This window comes from Maribacter sp. ACAM166, assembly GCF_005771495.1.
Classification (GTDB): Bacteria; Bacteroidota; Bacteroidia; order Flavobacteriales; family Flavobacteriaceae; genus Maribacter.
The window spans coordinates 220,757-239,751 of sequence record NZ_VAUW01000003.1; the positions used below are offsets into that span (position 1 = coordinate 220,757).

The window sequence follows — 18,995 nt, forward strand, 5'->3', positions numbered from 1 at the left end:
TCTTTTTAGAACAAAAAATAGCGCAGGCCGACTCCGGCATACGGATAAAAATTTCCCACATCGGAATTGATGTGGTAGTACTCGTTCACTTTTATGAGCAGGGAAAAATCATTACTGATACCTACTTCGGCTTCCGCCCCTATATAGAGACCATAGACAAACTGGCTTTTCGCATTGATCAAGGCTCCGCTCGGAAGCTCATTGCTACCGTTGTTGATGACCTCATATCCGAAGAGTCCGCCCCCACCCAAGAAAAGACTGAAATTTCTTTTTCGTGGTGCTACAAAGACCCGGTAGTAAAGCCCGGGCTGAATAGTGAAAATATTATAAGGAATATTCTGTGTGCCCTTGTCCTCAGCAATGGCAGCCAATACGCTAATTTGAAAATAGCGGTACCGGTCTGGATGAAAGTTGAACGTACCCATTATGCCATAACCATCTTCAACGTACCCGCCGCTCAAACCGACCGAAGAGGCCAAGTTGCCCCGTAGTTGGCCAAAACTTGAGTAAACAGCTAATAGCATTGCTGCCAATATGCAAAAACTAATTTTCCTCATAATTTAAAAGCTGAAGGGTTATTGATCACAATGTGGTCTATTTCCAAGGATAGGTTTCGATTGCCTTTGTCCTCATCTAGGTTAATCTTAAGTACTTTTTTTCGGTCTAAAGTGAACTTATCGAAGACCACCATAAAGTAGTTCTCGGAATTCCCTTCGACCCTTTTAGGAAATTTATACCGGAATAAAGGCTCGTGTTTTTTATTGATGTTGTTGGGACTGTTCTTGTAATTGGACGCGATACTGAACTTTAGAAAATTCACATCGTAGGCCATATGCGCTTTGTTTTCCAAACGAAACTGTAGGTATATCTCGTTATTTTCATAAAAGATATTTTCAAGCCATAAAAAAACGTCGTCATATTTGGCGAAATAACGAATGATCTTGCCCTTGTTGAACTGGTTATAATAACATCGTCTACGAACGTATTCAATACGATCAAGCACATAAAGTTCTCGAGTAAGCGACAAAGGTTCGCCCGTCGCTTCTTCATTTGGCAAGACCACTAATCTTTCTTCAGTTGTGGCGTTAGCACTATCCGAATATTCAATTTGAGGTTTTGGTGTAGCATCGGAAGTTGAAACATCGGGTCTAACATCCAGCACGGATAACGCTTGTGGGTTTTCAGCCATCGATTTGGAAATTGACCACCTTTTCCTCTCGGGTACATTTACCAGTCTTAAGATAAAATCATAGGTAAGCCCGTCTCCAGTATACACGGTATAGTTGGTATGGTCTTCGCTATCAGGTGCCACATCATTGTAACTGAGCAGGACAATACGCTTTGAATTTTTAGACGCATTTTTGGCTGGAAAGGATTCGATAAAATTCAGTTCCTTACCGTTAATGGAGAAATCGAAGATTTCAGGCAGAACAAGTATGGTCTTATAATCCCTGGAAACCGGAATGGTGTCCGTTTGCGCATTTCCGGAAAGCGAGCCGAATAATAAGATCAACAGTATGAAGGTCTTTATTCTCATTGCGTTACCAATAAAAGTTCGTAATCATCTATCAAAAGAATCTTTTCTTTCTCCCGTAATTTTTTCTTTCTAAAAAAGGACCCCAACCCTCGTGCTATATCCGTAACCAAATCGGGAGAACCGCTGGTCAGTTCCTCGGTCGCACCCGTCAGTAAATTGCTGCTTGCATTCGCTTTATATTCCCGCCATAGTTCTCCGGCCCTCGTGCTATATATGCCTTCCCGACCATCGTTGAAATCTTTGACCGATAGATTCACGGGGTGGTGTTCGACATTGTCGATGTCCAAATAGACCCGGTTCTCTTTTATTGTTGCCATAGCGTAGATAAAGGTGTTTTTTGCAAAGCTTTTGTTAGCGTAGACCATATCTTCCATGAGCAGCAAGCGTACATTCTCATTGGGAAGGATAAATTGGTCTCCATATACCGTAGCTCGATATGAGATTGATTTTTTAATATCCATTACCGCCTCAGGGGGCGAATACCTTTGGTTGTTTTGGGAATCGCCTATCATTTTCTCTTTCCCCTCTAAAAGCTTCTCGCGGTAGGCCAACCGATTCTCCACGAATTGTTGTTTTTTCTCATCTGCCGTCATTTCAGGCCGCTTTTCCCTATCCATGCTCATGCTTCTTTTGTTTTCCGGGATTTCGGCCTTGACAACTTTTTTAGTATCAGGCTTCATGGACAGACCTTCCAGCTGCTTCAAAATCCGCTGAAGTGAATCGTTTTCGGAATTTTTCAAATCCCCAAGATCAATTCCCACCTTTGTATTTTCGGCTTCCTCCTTTTCCAAAGAATCCTTGATTTTCCATGTTCCTTTTACTATATCGGAATTCAAGGTCGGTGTTTCGCCCGGTAGTTCGGAATTAAACCCATTTTGGTTTGCCGCTTTATCACCACCTATCCGAAAGTCTTTTAGATTTTCAATGACGAAAAAACTGGTCAATATCAGAATTGGTGGTAAGGCCATCGCTACTTTTCGGTTTCTGACCACCCATCTCTTTATGACTTGTATGTGTTCCTTTATCTTCATATTACATGCGTTCCAAGTCGGAATTGTCGACCACCTGAAAGTCAATAATCTTAATGCCGTTCAAATTACTCGGGGTAACCCCCGCTTTTTTTAATTGTCCCTTTGTAATCAGGTTTCTGTACGTTGTTGATTTGCCTTTTTCTATGGCCTGTTTGCCATAAAATGTGAACGGAAATGGGTAGGTGGCATAGTCGATGTGCATCGAATCTAGTTCCACAAAGTAGCGATAGTCACGCATTGCTACATCATGGAAGTACTTTTTTTCGACCAAACGAGCGTATAAGCGGTTGCCTGACCAGTCGACCATATGTAATGCCTTTCCTTCAATGTTTCTTTTAATTAGCTTCAAATTAGGTTCTAAGGAAAAAAAGAGCTCATGAAAATTGTAAAGATGGCCCTCACAAAGAATTTCCAAATTTTCCTTGACATCCCGTATGGGAGCCATGGGCAATCTTTGTCCTCCATGAAGCACATATGCGTTGTTCTTGGCGCGTTCATCCGCCTTCATCACATAGTATGTGGCCATTGCGAAAACTAGCGCAACCAACAGTAAGCAACTATATACCAGCCTATTGTTATGTCTTCTATTTTGGGCAATGTCATTGAAAACTTGATATTTTCCTTTCATAAGCTGATTATTGGGTTAATGTTCGGACCGCTTTGGTGGCCCCACCGCTTTTCACGTCCATGGCCGTTTGGATTGCTTTTTTACCATAGTGTTTTGGTTTAGCGACGATTCCACCGCCCGAAATATTAAGGCCTTGGACTACAAAATTTGCTAAGGTCGGTGCTTTGATATAAAAAAATGAGGTCATCAGTATCAGCATAGAGGAACTTAGAATAAGTCCCAGATCGTAGGAACTGTTTCGAAGCAAATGATCGACCAACTGGTCTACGAGGTTGACCATAAACATATCCACCACATAGAGCATAGGCAGCCAAAGACAGATACTCATGAATTTTTGTAACCATGCTTTCCAAAGACCTGAAATAGCAGGGATGAAGGAAAGGCCGATATTGATGGGGCCAAAAATGATAAGAATAAAAAGATATATGGTGGCCAGAGCTTTTATGCCTATAAATATCAAGGTGGAAATGATATGGGCGAATGCTGTTATCGAACCAGCCAGTCCGGTAAGTGCAAATGACTGTAGCCCATCGATGTCCATGCTTAACAGATTCCATTCCACAAGATTGTTCGCTGCTACATCGATTTGCGCCAAGGCTATTTTCTGCCCAATGGTATCCCAGCTTTTTTGTGTACTGACAAAAGATGAACCGAGATTATTGTAAAATTCAAATATGGCGTGTGCAAACTCTGAATAATTGAATAGAATAAACATTAAGGGAAACCATTTTAGCGCCTTGAAAACATCCGCGCGGTCATTGCCCATAAAATGCGTGATGGCGAAAATACCCAAGCCTATTTTGGCCATTGCGAATCCGATGCTCAACGTAGGCCCCAAACTGGCAAAAGCATCGGCGATGTATTGGTCAAAAATAGTATTGACCGTTACCCTAAAGCCCGAACTGGATTGTAAGGCATACATTAATTCGTTTTTATGAGTGAATAGACCGCCTTGCGGTGTTCGTTTTTCTGTAGAAGTGATGTATTTATTTGATTCACCTTGTCCAAAAGTCCGTTCATCTTCTCCAAAATTGACTTTAGCGATGATAACCTATCCGCCGATTCGATGATTTCACCGGTAGAAGCAATATGTGAACCCTGAGAAACAAGGGAGGAAACCTGTAGGATGGCGTCGGCCAAAACTTCTGTGGCCCTGTTCTTCTCCACTTTTTCCAGATTGCTAAACGTTCGCAGGTTCTTTTTTGTGCCTTTATAAGCCGCTATGATTTTATCCTTTAATTCAAATAGCTCCGTCATCTCAGGGCTTCCCAATACGAAACTGGCCGGAGTTCTTTTTGAGGTCAGATCTTGGCTTATCATTTTGCTGGTACCGGTAGTAGCGGTAACATTCCGCTCCATCTGGGTCAATAATTTACCCATGGTCGAGTTCAAAGTGGCCAATTGCGAGTTGAGCGTGGCCACATTTTGATTCAATAAGATCATTTGCGCATTCGCTGCCACATCGGTCACCGGAATCTGGGCGGTTGTCAAGTAGGGCAGCAGTCCTAAGGACAGCATTGACATTACTTTTTTTAGTCTTCGATTTTTCATTGTTTCTAGTTTAAAGTGTTCATACTATTTCCATCCAGGTTTTTCAAATCCGTATTGGTTCGTTTCATCTCCAATTGTTTGTATGCAATAGCGGTTCGTTCCCAATCATGACCGTAATTTTCGTGTAGACGGTTGATTTTCGCTTTTTCGTTGGGGTTTGTTTCGAACAGACATTTGGTAGGCAACGAAGTTTCCAATCCAAAAACTTTGACCTTGTCCTTCCAACAAATAGCCATTTCCCTGAGTTTGCGACCCTTTGGCAAATCTTTGTTAACCGATAGGTTGAGTTGCTTTTGTTTTGCGTTCAGACCTAATATGTTTTGGATTTCATCAAAGGAGTTGGCGAATTCACCAAGGTCGAGCAACACCTTGATATGACTGTTCACCACTATGGTTTTGCCGATAAATTTTGATTTCACGAAATCATCGACCTTTTGAGATATGAAAATGGGTTGCCCTCCATATTTCCGTGCCATTCTTGATTTGGCATCAAAATGATTGGCCATAATGGGATTATCAAATAAATTCCACGCCTCATCTACCGCCAATATTTTATTCAGGGAAAGTTTCTTTGGGTCTTTTAATTTTTTATCGAATACATCGATCATTAAAAATGCGACGATGGGAAAGAGTTCTTCGTTATTCACCAAATTTTCCAGTTTGAAATAGACCAGTCTTTCCTGACTCAATTGGGCTATTCTCTTATCCTTGCTATTTAAGAGATATCCCCTCGGTCCATCATGTGCATATTTGCTGAGCAACAATAAGAACAAATTGGGATCGAAGACTTCATTTCGAATGCCCTTTGATTGCATTAAGGGTTTTAGGTTTTGTTGCGTGTAGTCATAAAATGTATTAAAAGAATTATCGGTGCTCTCCTTTGAAAATTGATCCTCATAATACCCCTGAACAAGAAACTCGATAATTGTCCGGACCACCACGCTGCCATGGGTGTCTCCCACTTCATTGTCTTTTCGTCCGTAGAGCAGGTACACCAAAGCGATAAGCTGGGTCAGTTTATGTTCGGTTAGCGTTTTTTCGCCATCTTTCAGGACAACATCGATAGTATCGAGTATAAAAGGGTTGAACGTAAATGGGTTTTGGTCGTCATTGGCTATAATGACCCCGTTCAGATGGTCCAACAGCTTATCGTATGAATTTCCGTTCTCAAGAATCAAAATTTCTGCGCCTTCGCGATATTCGGAAAAAAGGTAGGCATTGGTGTAAAATGTCTTTCCACCGCCGGAGCCCGATGCGATAAGCATCCCTCTATTAAATATCCAATCTTTTTCCTCTGGCTCGCGATAGAGGCTTACCAATAGGGGTTGCCCCGTGGCCCTATCTACCATGCGCAGACCGTGCAGGCCATGAAGCCTATTTTTATAACCTCCTTCGAAATACCATAGACTGGAAGCCATTTCGGAGGAGAATGGACTGTAAAGCTCCATACTCGTACCGATGCCGTTTCCGAGAATGCCCCCGAAAAATAGATTCTTGCGATCCACGGAATTTTCCTTGGCATGGATGCCCAGTTTTCCAAAAGCGGATTTTACCGTGTTGCACATCGACCGAAAAGATTTTTTGGAATCGGCCAGCCCCAATACGTTCAAATGATAATACACCAGTTCTTTATGGTCGTTCAGAATCGCTTGTTGGAACTCATAGATCTGGTCACGGTAGGTGCTGTTTTTATCCCCTTTTCGATTGGTAGCGTATTTGTTCAATCGTTTGGCTTTCGATTTCAGCTTGCCCATCGCCTTTTCCTTCTCAGGAATATAGATGTACTGGTTGATGATATGTTCCTGTGGAATCTTAAAACCCAAGGAGAACAAGTTCCCGATTGGAAAAAGGTTTTCACCGGTAGTGTATTTTCCGAAATATTCGTGAAAGGCCATATCCTCTTTTGTGAACTGATCTAAATTCTCCAAAGTAAAATATTGTCCCTGTTTGTCGCCGATGCGTAAGGTGTTGTCCGAGAAATCAACATCTTTGCCAACACCTTCTTGGTAGCTTGCTTCCAAGTAATTGTCGTAATAGCCGGCCGGCGCAAATAAGTCTTCATAGCCCAGGATTTTGGAACTCATTAAACCCGAATCGTTGATCAAGTCGTTTACGGCTCCAACTCTCGCTTCAAAATCGGCCATGACCTCAGTATCAAGATATTCTTCGGGGAGGGCGTTTTGACCATAGAAATGGCGTTCTTTTTTCAAAAAGGAGTTTACACCTAAAGGTGTTCTGCCAATATAGCTTTTGGGTACCTTATGTATCGCCAAAAAAGAGCGATGCTTTAAAAAAGGCCTGTTTTTAAAAAAGAGTTCATCCTGCGTTTCAAAAAAATCACGTTTCATACGCAAAGGATCTACTACATAGTTTTCCCCGAAGAACAGATCTTGTTTGTGCAACAGGCAATTTTCACCCATAATCTCTAGAATAGCGGCCACCATTCGATTCAAGTTCAGATAGTCCTTCCCATCCATCGTATAGATTTCTGGAAGCTCCAATTCCAATGGAATACTTATACAACCCTTTTCTTTTGATATCAAAATAGGGGTCTCATATCCGTAGATTGGGAAAGCATCCAGTAGATTTACCGTTTTTTCCATAGCACCAAAAGTTTTTTGTTCACGTGGCCTTTAAGCGCATCCGGGCCTTTCCTGTCCGCTCGGGACTTTATAAAACCGTTTTCACCATAAGCTTTGGAATAAAAGAGCATTAGCCCGATATAGAGTGCCGCGGTACAAAAGGAAAGTATAAGGCTGAGGAAGGTGGGTATGACCGTACTCAAAAACAGCCCTAACATCAAGGATAGGAAGGAGCCCTTGAAAGCTTGATCTACGTATTTAGCGCGTAGCCCGAAGAAGAAGACATCCTTCTGAAGGGCCTTTGGGATTCTCACCAGCTTGTTTTCCATCTTTAACTGGCCAAGTTTTCCCCTATCTCGATAAGGCCGTAGAAAATGACCAAGCCCAAAATGGCGTTCCCTACTTTTCGGGCCATGTCCTGATTCTGTTCCCTTACAATAAGAAAGGCTATGGCTGCAATGGCCAATAAGACTCCGGCAGCAACTTTGATGATCCGGAAAATACTATTGCCGATCTGGACCGTACCCTGTTCCGCCTCGTTGACCTGATCGACAAGTTCGTCGATTTGGGCAAAGCCAAAATGGTGGGAACCAAGAATAAAAATAAATGTCAAGAAATAACTACATGGAGTCGTCCACCTCCGGATTCGGCGGCGGCTCTGAATTTTTGATAATCTTAAATTTTTCATGTTCTGGAATTAAGGATTCATTCTGAACATCTTTATCGGAAGCATTGAAAATATCTAACAACTCGGAGCTGGTTTCGTTCTCATCGACACGGTTGAGTAATTGGTCCATATCTTTTTCCTTTAATGATGTATTTTTTACAAATATAGAAGATTTTTGCACAAATGAATCATTTCCCTGAACTTTCTTTTCTTTTTTATTTCGTTTGAGTATGACAAAGACCACCATGTACCATAGCAAGCCTAAGGTACAGATGACCACATAGACGATATGTTCCCATTGCCAATTCAAATCTTATCGATAATATCCTTTAATTCCATAACGCTTTTTTCGTGAAACAGCTCCAAGGCCTTTCGCATAATGTCGTTGCGGGACACTTTTTTGTTCAACTTATAGTTATAGGCACTTGCCAATTTTTCGTAATCCTCGAAACAGGTCTTGCTCAATCTAAAAATAAATTGTTCTTTCTTATCGGTATACCGATCTTGCTCAAGGAACATTTCAAAATCCGTTACTTTTTTTCGTTCATTCATATTCAAGTTTGAGGTTGGAAAACTATCTACGGTCGACTCCTTTGATTCAATATTTCCCAAACTTTTACCCTTCAAATCATTCTGCTTGATGTTCAGCTCTCGCTCATCCCTGAGACCTTTAACTTCTTTTTGTGTGTCCATATTGTCCAAAATCGCTGAATCGAGCAAATCTTTGACGTTTAATTTCTTTCCCATAATCAGTTTTTTGATATTTCAAGTACTTCTTCCATGAATCGCTTAAGCCCCCGTTCTCCGTTTTCTTTGGATGACGGAATGGGAACAAGCGTATTTCGATATTTCTCCCTATAAATGGTTCGCTCCATGACCACCTGTCGCATCATGGGCATTCCCGCGCTAGCTAGGGTTCTACGAACGGCATTGAACTTGTTGACCTTGACGAGCTCGTAACGGTTAAAAAAAAGATTGACCGAACGTAGCACCCTATCATCATTGCCCAGAAAATTCTTCCGCAAGGTCTTATAGAATACGGCGGTACTGTCGATTTCCAATTCGTCAAGAAAAAAGGGAATGAAGATGTGTTCGACATACAAAAGACCCCGCACCATCTCCTCATTCAAGTTTCCAGGAAAATCGATGATGATGAAATCCATGGTGCCATAATACTTTTTGATCAACGGTTCCAAGGTATGGATGGTGGCTCGTTCTACGGGAAAGAATTTTGTCTCGGTCGCACCGATTTGTGTCAAATCCCGTTTCCGTTTTTTGTAGACCGAATACTGCGGATTGTCCATATCGATCAATACCACCTTTTTACCGTACAAATGAAAAAGGTTGGTGGCCAGGATAATGTTCAGGGTCGTTTTGCCACAACCACCCTTTTCGCCCGTACAGGAGATAATTTTAGTTTCCATAGGTATACTTTTAAATTTATATGGTCATATGATTATAGCGTCATATGGCCATTTGGTACTATGAGCATTCCATGCAATAGCGCTATGATGCTATACAGCTATATAGCATTGTTGCAATACAGCTATAGTGCATTGAACCTATATCGCTATATAACAATGACCATTGCTTTAGTAGGTATTCGAAAGAGGGGATTATGCTGTTACAAGTAATTAAAAGCGAGTCGACTTGGGGGCTGCGAAGAGATGCTACAATTCGGACTTAAAATCCTTTATGGCATCCGATATGCGTTCTTCAAGTTCAAGGAATTTTTCTTGAAGCCCTTCCTGATAGACCATATTCTCCCCAAGCTTTCTCTTTTGTATAAATTCGTTGTCAGGCAAAAGAACCCATATAGGATTGTATCCTAGGCTATAGAAATAGAGAATGATCTTTATCGAATTGACCATGGAAGAGCCGCGCTCGACATTGGCCAAAGTCGCACGGTCGATGTTCAGTCGTTCGCTCAGTTTCGTTAATGAAAACTCACTAAATCGTTTGTCCTCGATATCGTCGAGTTCGACGAGTTCAAGTCGTATTTCCTTTAAGCGTTCCCCGATATATCCGAGGTCTTTGGAGTCTAGTGCAATAATTGATTCAATATCCATTATTCAAAATTTTCTATGGGATAAGAGGAAAACTTCTCCTCAAAAATATGTTCCGATTCTTCTTGAAGGTCGGCCAAACTATTCATTTCCGAATCTTCAAGTTCTTTTTCAAAGTTATCCATGAATTCCGTTACCGCCGCTCCAGAATTGTCGATTGACTTTGCAATTTCACCATTTATTTTCTTTTCGTCAAATATGGCACTCTTTAGTTCCTTTCCGGTACTGCGCTTATACTCTTCCTTGACCAATTCGTCGACTTCGCTGATGATCTGATCGAATTTCGCCTGAGTTACCCTGTCTATTTCCGTCTGCACCAAAAACTCTTCCACGATGTGTCCGAACAGATTTTCCCATTCAGCGGAACCTGCACCTTCTTTTAAAAGTTCTAAAATAGAACTTTTGTATTCGAAAAGGCGAAGTTCTTTGACCACGCTTTTAAAGATTCTGCATTTGGTGCCGTTGGAAAAGCTACTCTTCGCTACTTTATCGAGATGCGGGCCGTAGAACTCGATATAACCCATGTCATTTTCCAATAACGACCTTGATTTTTTTGCAAGTTCAAGTTCCCGGACAAGTTTTATTTGCGTTTGAAATTGTTTTTCGTAATCTGCCGGTCTGAAATCATTGACGATGGGCAGCTCATGTCTCATGGCCCGCTCTTTACCTGCAATATCCGGCAGTAGTTGACCATAACACTTTTTCTCCGGTATTTGGTGCTCGAAAGTATCCGCCAAAAGGCCGGCAAAATGACCCGTCGACATCGAAGCGATCTTACTTTTGGGCAATAGTTCCATCATCTGGGTACTCCAATTGGTGCTCACATCGGAACTGCTCGTGTTTTTTGAAATTCGTTCTTGATGTATTTTTCCAAAAAGCTCGCTCAATCGCCTAGCGGTCTCCCCCTTGGCCGCACCGCAAATAACATTGGCGCAGTTGGCATAAATTACATCGGCCAATTCCCTGCCATAGTCCAAGATGAGTTGCCCTACGCTTTGTAGGCCCAAGATGGTGGCGATTTTGTTTTCCCTGCCGGTATCGATAATAGTCCGTAACAACATGATGAACAGCGTTGGCACCTCGTCGATGATAAGGGCCATCGGGCGCTTCCCAGGTTTATTGACCTGTTTTAGAATGGTGTTCATATACAGGCCCAAGGGAGCGGAGTACACTTCCTTACGCTCGGGATTGTTCTGAAGGGATACGATTTTAGGATATCTTGGGTCATTGACATCAAGACTAAAGTCATTGCCCGACATCACATAAAAAATTTCCTTGGTCGCCATGCTGGAAAGGCTTATCTGAACAGTACTGGTCTGACCTGATAATTGTTCCATGGCTTCTTTTTCAAGTGCATCACGAAAGGGCACCAGTATTTGGCGTACCTCGACATCCTTGGTCATGATTTCCATTAAAATGTCGATTTTGACCGTGGTCAATATAGCCAAATGCCCTGGGGTACAGATATAGTTTCCAGTCTCCTCGGATTTCTTTTTAAGGTACCAGATGCAGCCTCCCGTATAACTGATGGCACTTCGCGAAAAGTAGTCCTGCCTCTTGATCCATTCTGGGTTCAGGTTCTTCATAAGCGTCGCGGCAGTATCGATGGCATCGGATTGATTAGTAAGTCTATAGGGATCCATGGGATTGTTCTTGTGGGTCATTCTCAGGTCATCGAAACAGATCCGATATAATTTTGGAAAAGGCGTTTCGGAATTATCGCCATGCTTTTTCTTGGCTTCTTGCAGGTAGCCATAGGCCTTTCGGGTCAAGGTATCGAACTTGAAATCGTAGATGACCATAGCGAATTTCTTGTTGATAAACTGCGCCATGATTTCCTCGATAACAGAGAACGATTTACCGCTGCCCGGCGTACCTATAACGAGCAACGAGCGAAACAGGTTCACAAAATTAATCCACCCTTTCCGTTCTTTTCCCTTATGGGTATAGGCATATGGAATGTTTACGGAGTGCGGCGTATCGATGCGCTCTTCAGTCTGTTCAAAAGTTTCGTTCGCATCATTGAACGGGTCTTTGTCGGCAAGGTTCATGAAATTGAGAAATTGAAACAAGCGCATGCCAAAGGTCATCAAGCCTAGATAAGCACAAGACAATAATGTCAAAGAAACCCACATGCCGCTTAAGGAAGCTCCATAAATAAGGGCGGAAACAAAAAGGATGCCTATAGAAATCACAAAACCTAGAATACTTTTTTTGCGATTGATGTCTTCCTTTTTGGTTGGTCGGTACATCATGATACCACCCATCAAAAGACCGAATAATAGAATGCGGGCAGTTGTCCCCTCAGAAGGTAATCCCGATTGTACCAAATACGTGTAAGCTTTGTTTAAAAATGCATTTTGACCATAATGATAAACATACAGCGCATAATATTCCCGAAAGGCAATAATAGTGAAGTAGAAGGCGGACAGGTACATGCCCATATACCCTTTGTTCTTATCTTGCATAACCTCTTCGTTTGCGTTTCTTTCCTTTCTCTGCCATCTTATGTTTCACCAAGGTTGGACTAGCCGACAATCGGACTTTTTTTTTACAGAAATCAGTTCGTCGTTCCAATCTTTATGGGTGGGGGATTTGTCTATTTTTAACACGTCCTTCAAAAAACATTGCGATAGTATGTCCATCCCCCTTTGCCAGAATGTTCTTGATGCTTCTTGCAACTGGTGGATTTGTTCTAGGTTGAGCTCCCAAATCACCTTATCCTTAAAGCAAATCACCTTGTCAAAGACCTGTGTCATCCCCTCGGGGCCGCTACCGATTTGCCTATTGATAAAGTCTGCATCCCGCTCCATTGCAATAAGGGATTTGGACTGATAGTTCAGCTTGAGCTGCATAATAGGGCGCTTCCAATCAAGTTCCATAAAAACGCTATCTGACCGTCGATTAACATAGCTGCTCAGTACCATAAGGTCGTAGCGCATCCCTTCGATATCATGGTCAAGGGCCAAATGAATCGGCAAAGGAGTAGGCCCACTAACCACTTTGTTCCATTGGAAAAACTGCTCCAATTTTCGTGAATCGATATGGCCCGACATGGAAATATAAAATGCATTCGGATGTCCATGTAGCTCATGATAGGCCATAGCGTCAAATCCGCTTTCCACGCACACCACTTTTTCAGCCTCGACCTCTGGATTTGAAACGAAAAGATATTCGTAGCGTTCATTTAGAAACAATCTAAATTTCTTCATTTTGCCATCTTTTCGGTCCCGATACGGTCTATTGTACAAGGTGTAATTTTTGATACCGCCATCAGTTGCGTATTTCGGAAGCGCGATATTGGCAATACGACCTTGGTTATCGTTAACATGGAAGGCATTAAAAATTCTATCCTTAAAGGCTTCGGATTGAAGCGTTAGCTGACTAACATGGCGTTCCTCTGTTAGATAAACGGATTTGGTCAGAGGTTGAATGTTATAGCGTTCTTCTAAGCTGATGAAATTCTTAGTGCTCTTTTGTGGTGTAGGAGTATTTACGGTGGGATAAGTTCGTTCGATTGCATCTAATCCTGATTTTATGGCTTCATAGAAATTCAAGGAGCGAGTATGTATGAATTTGAAAAAACGCCCCTTATCCGAGCTGTTATTGCGATTGAAATAGGTAACGGGTTGTCTCTTGACCTGCAGCACGATTCGTTTATCGTCCTTTCTAAATTCTTGGGAACCGGTACTTTTCTTTGATAGCTGATAACCTTGGGATATCAGATACCCTGAAAAGTTGACCTCCTCATTGATTTGGGCTATCAATTGTTTGTAGTGTAAAGGGTCTTCGGAATAATTTTTCATAATGAATGTATAAAAGATTTCACTTTGTTGGAACTTCAACAAAATGAATCTTTTAGTATATAAAAAGTGATGTTAAAAAAGGCCGTCCAGAATGGACGGCCTATAGTTGGTATAAAGTCAATCCATCAGACTTTCATGCCTCGGCTGCGAGGCTTTTTTTTTTCGTCCTGATGCACCTCGATGTTCTTGGCTTTCGCCAAGTCGACATTTTTGGTAATATAGGATTCCCTTCGTGGAGAATAGGATACCAAGTAGGGCTTGACGCCATGTTTCTTACTCTTGATGACCATTTCTATTTCCTGGCCCTTGTTAAGCGAATCGGCTTGTTTTGTCGTCAATTTCTCTCCATAGAAATAAGTGTTGGTAGAGAGTGCGGATTTGGTCCTAATGTCCTGTATCCTCGGTTCGAAATAGGCCAGTTTTTGAAAGACCTCGCCGTCGTTCGTACTTCCTTGAAATACAACGAAGTCTTTTTTGTCCACCATACGTTCGAATTCGTCAGCACTAAAAGTATGGTTGTAGGCCCGAGCTTTATCTAAGGTAACCGGCTCGTTTCTTCTGTACTGAACGTCCAAACGGGAGCCCAGGTTACGGTCGTATACCATCTGTACCATCTTCGCGCCCTCTTTTAGCTCGCCCTCTGAAATATAGGTCGACTCATGAAAATACTCTTTCCCCTCGACCAAATTATCGCGCACACTTTCAGGAAGCTTTGCATAACTAATGTATTGGCCTTCTAGTTGTTCCTTTACATCGCCGTAAGCGAATTTTTGCTCTTTGGATGCGATAGGTTCCAAGAATTTGCTGTTTTTAGGCAGGTTGAACGCCTGCCCGTCATTGGTCATAACCGACACCTTGTCGTCCTGTTCTCCGGTTTTCGTGGCACGTTGCCACTTTTGGTTTACTTTGACGTAAACCTTTTCTGCTTGATTTTCCATTTTTCAAGTTTTAAATTAAGGATTAATAAACATTTGTTAACTTCGTAATTCTTAACATGAGATTTCCATTTTTCATGTTTGGAATTAAGGATAAAAGGGGACGGGAGCGTCCCCTTTTTTTATACGGCCATTTTAAAGGCCTTTAATTTCTCGGTTCCTTTGTAGGCACCATTTTCTTCATACTCCAAGGTCCAATTGGCATTTTTCGGTTTTACTATTTCTATGATTTTGTGCATATAGTTGCGATAATAGCTCCAGAGAAAGTACCGTAGCGCATTTACCTCGTATGGAATACGGCACGCGACCCACTCCTTTTCTTGGTTCAATACAATACTTTTTCTATCGAGCAGGGACTGGTCGGTAATTTTATTGAACTTTAAATATTCCTTCATTAAACCGCCATTGTATTTCAAGATCTCATTATGCAATTTCACCAATGGTTTCTGTCCCTCGGGGTTGAATTTGACGGATAGATGGTCCTTGTCTACCCTGACCAAAAAGCGAGAGTCGTTGATAAAGGATATCAACATTAAATCCTGAATGTAGCCTTCGATTTTTGAAGAACCCGTAAAACTGAGCACCATTTTTTTCAGTTTGGTGCGCTTTAAAATTTGTATCAGGATTTTTGAGCTACTATAATTGATATCTGACAAGGCTAGAAAAATGACATCCTCCAATTGAAATCTCTTTTGAAATGCCAAGGCCTCCATTGGGGTTCGTAGTACGACCAGATTTTTAATGGTCTTTGGTACCTCGCTGAACCAGACGGACTCGGATATTGCGCTTTCGGCGAGCAGGGATAGTTTCCCTTCATTTTCCGTGACATAGCCTGTAAGGTTGTTGGCAAGGTTTCGGTATGGAAAATATAACTGGCCTTTGGAGTTTTCGAAAACCCTGTTCTCGAACATCTGCAAACCTACCGACTGAATAGGATGTTTGGTCAATGAAAACTCCGTTTCGAAATCATTGAAATGATTATAATCAAGCGCAACAGTCTCCAATGTATTTTTGGATGTATCGCTCAAAAAAAAGTCTGGCTTTTTTTCTATATAGGTATAGAAGTCATCTAGCCTTGACCAAAGCCCTGATGTATTATTTGTCTCGTTTCGTGAAATACGTTCCAATATAAAATCAAAAGGAGTGAGTTTTTTTTCGGGTGCACTTGTTCTATAATATCGATGCCCTAAATCGGTACCGATTACTATATAACCGTTACTATAAGTTCTATAGGTATTGGTCTTACGCTGTTCCTCCATTCCGAAATGTTCCATAAGGAATATCAAGTTCAGGGTTTCATCAAATTTTCGCCACTTATTTTTCATGTGTGTAAAAATTACATATATTTGCAAATATTACAGCAAATATACTAAATTTGTTGAATTACCAAAACATTTGGTTTAAAATTTAAAAATGGAACACAATGGCCTTATGGAATAATCTTAAGAAAACTACGCTGGGATGGATCAAAGGATATGCTTCAAAGATAGGCGGTGTAACCAATTCCAAGGATGAGAATCATTTTACACCTCAAAATGCGGCCTATTGGATATTCGTTGGATTGTTCTTTCTATGTTTTGCGGTCAACCGCTTTTTTTATGGGAATGTTCAAAGAACGGAGCATTCAGACAGCCTAACACAACACTTCCAAATTTCTGAAAGTACATCAATCCGGAATAACGTGGTGTATTTGAAACTCGGCCAATTGTTCGGGCAATTGGAAAATTTCCAACAAATGGAACGTCTAGAATCTTTCCTTGCTTTACATCCCGAGATTTTGGATAGTGTTCCTTCTGCTGTTCCCTTGTTTCGAGAACATTATGTTCTTTCGAGTCCCTATGGCAAACGCTACCATCCCATACATAAGATTTCCAAAAAACATTTTGGTGTCGATTTAGCCGCCGCAAAGGACACCCCCATATATGCCACCGCTGCCGGAAGGGTCACTAGTATTGAAAACAACCCTAAAGGTCATGGCCTACATGTCATTATTTCCCATGCCCATGGTTTTCAAACGCTTTATGGCCATATGGAATCGGTTGCAGTTTCTGAAGGAGAGAACATTGGTGCCCATGATTTTATTGGAGCCGTAGGCAGTACCGGTATTTCAACGGGTCCTCATCTTCACTACGAAATCATTAAAAACGGTAAGCGGATCGACCCAACAGGCTCGTTCAATCTGAAATATGAAGTGTACCTGAAATTGAAGAACCTATAATTCATCGAAAGCCATGAAAATAAAACTGGACCGACGCAATGCAATCAAACTTTTTTACAAAGTAAGGAATCTGTTGTCTCGCATTCTCGACCCTAATTTCAATACATTCCAAAAATTTGAGTACAAGGTTAACGCGACCGATGAGTTGAACGATTTAAAAAAGTTACGTTACGTTAAAAATCTTGAGCTTGCGGAATCTGGTTTTATCAATACGGTATTGAAAGACCAATTAACCCGTCTAAAGAACAAAGACCTTTTATTTCAAAAAGACCTGACTATTACCCCGATCGGGCGTATCACCGTATCGGAAAGTGGTACTACTGTGATGTCCTTATTATTGGGATATTGCGAATCGGAAAACAGAAATTACTTATCCGATAACAAAGTGAACAATTGCCCGGTTTGGCGCACCTTCGATGATTCACAATACGAGAAACTCGTAAAACATATCTATCCTTCGCTTTCCGATAATCTCTTTATGAAACATCGTTATTTTGATAAGGACGTATCATATTTGGATATAGCCAACCAGAATAAATCGCTTCAATTTTTTAATGCCGCTTTAAAAGCTATGTATTCGCACAATAAGTTCCTTCAAAATGGCATTCAAAATATAGAACCGCCCACCGATATCGCCGAGCAACTATCCCATGGGTTGCCTATTCGCATTAAAAATGGCGAAAACGGACTTTTTGTGCCCACCACTCTCCGAAAGGATTATGTGATATTGGTACCCTACCTTGCCGTGAGCAATGACCAGAACCGTGTTCATTTCTCAGCAGAAGAGTTCCGTTCCCTACTTGGGGGAAAATCGATTTCCCCTTTTGCCGAAACTAAATTAGGTTTTTCCCTCGGCACCTTTAAAGACATACTTTATCTAAAAGCGAATACGAAAGGTGGTTATGATGGCACCCTCAAACAATGGATTTCGTTAGATGATTTTTTGGAATCAAAAAGCGTTTCCAAACTTTTGAAGTATACGATTGTAAACGATATTATCAAGAAGAAGGACTTTTTTGTCGAGACAGACGAAATTCAAATTTCTGGCACCCAAACTAGAATAGCGCTTAAAAAGCACTACGGTTCCGGAAAGACCTTTTTCGCTTTGACCCAAAACGGACAAGTACCGGAACTTAAAGAATACAGGCCAATTGAATCTTTAAAAACCCATTACCCCGAATATTACGCACGTTACAGGGCATCTTGCGAATGTATAACTGCATCGGAAACTATCCAGCCCAACGAACAAAAAACTTTTAAAACCTCAATTTGAACCTATGCTATTTGAAATCAAAATTACCGACCCGATGGGACACATTATTCTGAACGATATCTTTTTCATGGATAGTATTACGGATTTAATGGACATATCTACCGATATGGTAATCCATGACCCCGAAAACACGGATGAAAAGACGTTTAGGCTCATCATCTTAACCGAAAAAGAGTGTCACATCGATTACTGCTTCGCTGAGTTGCGCACGGTAATGGTTTTCAAGAATATGCTTTACGACCGTCTTATCGAACTGAACAGTCCGCTAGCTAGTCGAGAAACTGATTTGAAATTAGCTTATAAATTAAAGGAATCTTTATAAAATTAATACGATGAAACAAGAAGAACTTTTACTTACCGATAGCACTATCGCTTTCAGAACCGAGCATCCCGAAACCATCAAGAACTGGGAACGTCAGCTCATCGGGGACGAGTGTACCGCAGACCTTCATTTTTGCTATCACGCCTTGGAGGAATACCCCAACCTCATTGCGAATCTTGATGCTGTCGAATACCGGATGGATTTCGCCATCAACGCCCACATCCTTCATGCCAAATTACAGGAACAATTTCTTGATGATGGACTTACCGGACCGATTGCCCTTGAACATGCCAATAGCGAGCTGTTGAATATTTATGGGGCCTTAAATGAAAAAGAGCCCGTAGGACGGGCGGCCATTTTAAAATCCCTTCAATAGTCC

The 18,995-nt window shown here is 41.5% G+C and carries 21 protein-coding genes; 4 read left to right on the forward strand and 17 right to left on the reverse strand.

Going from position 1 to position 18,995, the window contains the following annotated elements:
• Window positions 1-5: 5 nt before the first annotated feature.
• The 17 genes from ES765_RS03820 to ES765_RS03900 form a co-directional block, all read right to left on the reverse strand.
• Entirely contained in the window at window positions 6-557 is a 552-nt protein-coding gene (locus ES765_RS03820) for a conjugal transfer protein TraO (RefSeq protein WP_138111263.1), read from the reverse strand.
• Window positions 554-1,537 (reverse strand): DUF4138 domain-containing protein, encoded by a 984-nt coding sequence (locus ES765_RS03825; RefSeq protein ID WP_138111264.1) that lies wholly within the window; start codon window positions 1,535-1,537, stop codon window positions 554-556. The genes ES765_RS03820 and ES765_RS03825 overlap by 4 nt, the downstream gene beginning before the upstream one ends.
• Window positions 1,534-2,568, reverse strand: a complete 1,035-nt coding sequence (gene traM, locus ES765_RS03830; RefSeq protein ID WP_138111265.1) for a conjugative transposon protein TraM — start codon at window positions 2,566-2,568, stop codon at window positions 1,534-1,536. The genes ES765_RS03825 and traM overlap by 4 nt, the downstream gene beginning before the upstream one ends.
• A 1-nt stretch (window position 2,569) precedes the next feature.
• Window positions 2,570-3,196 (reverse strand): hypothetical protein, encoded by a 627-nt coding sequence (locus tag ES765_RS03835; RefSeq protein ID WP_138111266.1) that lies wholly within the window; start codon window positions 3,194-3,196, stop codon window positions 2,570-2,572.
• Window positions 3,197-3,203: 7 nt separating this feature from the next.
• Entirely contained in the window at window positions 3,204-4,118 is a 915-nt protein-coding gene (locus ES765_RS03840; protein WP_138111267.1) for a type IV secretion system protein, read from the reverse strand.
• Entirely contained in the window at window positions 4,118-4,747 is a 630-nt protein-coding gene (locus ES765_RS03845; protein WP_138111268.1) for a hypothetical protein, read from the reverse strand. Before ES765_RS03845 ends, ES765_RS03840 begins: the two co-directional genes overlap by 1 nt.
• A 5-nt stretch (window positions 4,748-4,752) precedes the next feature.
• The gene (locus tag ES765_RS03850; protein WP_138111269.1) at window positions 4,753-7,350 is read right to left on the reverse strand and encodes a TraG family conjugative transposon ATPase; all 2,598 of its coding nucleotides are present in this window, start codon (window positions 7,348-7,350) and stop codon (window positions 4,753-4,755) included.
• Window positions 7,335-7,658, reverse strand: a complete 324-nt coding sequence (locus tag ES765_RS03855; RefSeq protein WP_138111270.1) for a DUF4133 domain-containing protein — start codon at window positions 7,656-7,658, stop codon at window positions 7,335-7,337. Before ES765_RS03855 ends, ES765_RS03850 begins: the two co-directional genes overlap by 16 nt.
• 2 nt (window positions 7,659-7,660) lie before the next feature.
• Complete coding sequence (locus ES765_RS03860) at window positions 7,661-7,942, reverse strand: hypothetical protein (protein WP_138111271.1); 282 nt, start codon at window positions 7,940-7,942, stop codon at window positions 7,661-7,663.
• A gap of 7 nt (window positions 7,943-7,949) precedes the next feature.
• Window positions 7,950-8,306 carry a hypothetical protein gene (locus tag ES765_RS03865; protein WP_138111272.1) on the reverse strand — a complete coding sequence of 119 codons (357 nt, stop codon included), beginning with the start codon at window positions 8,304-8,306 and terminating at the stop codon, window positions 7,950-7,952.
• On the reverse strand, window positions 8,303-8,743 hold the full coding sequence (locus ES765_RS03870; RefSeq protein ID WP_138111273.1) for a hypothetical protein: 441 nt from the start codon (window positions 8,741-8,743) through the stop codon (window positions 8,303-8,305). Before ES765_RS03870 ends, ES765_RS03865 begins: the two co-directional genes overlap by 4 nt.
• Window positions 8,744-8,745: 2 nt before the next feature.
• Entirely contained in the window at window positions 8,746-9,420 is a 675-nt protein-coding gene (locus ES765_RS03875; protein WP_138111274.1) for a ParA family protein, read from the reverse strand.
• Between the two features lie 246 nt (window positions 9,421-9,666).
• On the reverse strand, window positions 9,667-10,065 hold the full coding sequence (locus ES765_RS03880) for a hypothetical protein (RefSeq protein ID WP_138111275.1): 399 nt from the start codon (window positions 10,063-10,065) through the stop codon (window positions 9,667-9,669).
• Window positions 10,065-12,530: a type IV secretory system conjugative DNA transfer family protein gene (locus ES765_RS03885; RefSeq protein WP_138111276.1), complete on the reverse strand. Its 2,466-nt coding sequence runs from the start codon at window positions 12,528-12,530 to the stop codon at window positions 10,065-10,067. The genes ES765_RS03880 and ES765_RS03885 overlap by 1 nt, the downstream gene beginning before the upstream one ends.
• Before the next feature lie 45 nt (window positions 12,531-12,575).
• Window positions 12,576-13,868, reverse strand: coding sequence for a toprim domain-containing protein (locus ES765_RS03890; RefSeq protein ID WP_138111278.1), 1,293 nt, complete (start codon window positions 13,866-13,868; stop codon window positions 12,576-12,578).
• A gap of 125 nt (window positions 13,869-13,993) precedes the next feature.
• Entirely contained in the window at window positions 13,994-14,806 is an 813-nt protein-coding gene (locus ES765_RS03895) for a hypothetical protein (protein WP_138111280.1), read from the reverse strand.
• A gap of 119 nt (window positions 14,807-14,925) precedes the next feature.
• Window positions 14,926-16,128 (reverse strand): hypothetical protein, encoded by a 1,203-nt coding sequence (locus ES765_RS03900; RefSeq protein ID WP_138111282.1) that lies wholly within the window; start codon window positions 16,126-16,128, stop codon window positions 14,926-14,928.
• A 98-nt stretch (window positions 16,129-16,226) separates the two neighbouring features.
• Here ES765_RS03900 and ES765_RS03905 point away from each other — a divergent pair, with 98 nt between their 5' ends.
• The 4 genes from ES765_RS03905 to ES765_RS03920 are packed head-to-tail and all read left to right on the forward strand — an operon-like array spanning window position 16,227 to window position 18,992.
• The gene (locus ES765_RS03905) at window positions 16,227-17,021 is read left to right on the forward strand and encodes a M23 family metallopeptidase (protein ID WP_138111284.1); all 795 of its coding nucleotides are present in this window, start codon (window positions 16,227-16,229) and stop codon (window positions 17,019-17,021) included.
• A 13-nt stretch (window positions 17,022-17,034) separates the two neighbouring features.
• A complete protein-coding gene (locus ES765_RS03910) occupies window positions 17,035-18,294 on the forward strand; it encodes a hypothetical protein (protein WP_138111286.1) in 1,260 nt (419 codons plus the stop codon).
• A gap of 4 nt (window positions 18,295-18,298) precedes the next feature.
• Complete coding sequence (locus ES765_RS03915; protein WP_138111288.1) at window positions 18,299-18,616, forward strand: hypothetical protein; 318 nt, start codon at window positions 18,299-18,301, stop codon at window positions 18,614-18,616.
• Window positions 18,617-18,626: 10 nt separating this feature from the next.
• Window positions 18,627-18,992: a hypothetical protein gene (locus ES765_RS03920; protein ID WP_138111290.1), complete on the forward strand. Its 366-nt coding sequence runs from the start codon at window positions 18,627-18,629 to the stop codon at window positions 18,990-18,992.
• Window positions 18,993-18,995: the final 3 nt, after the last annotated feature.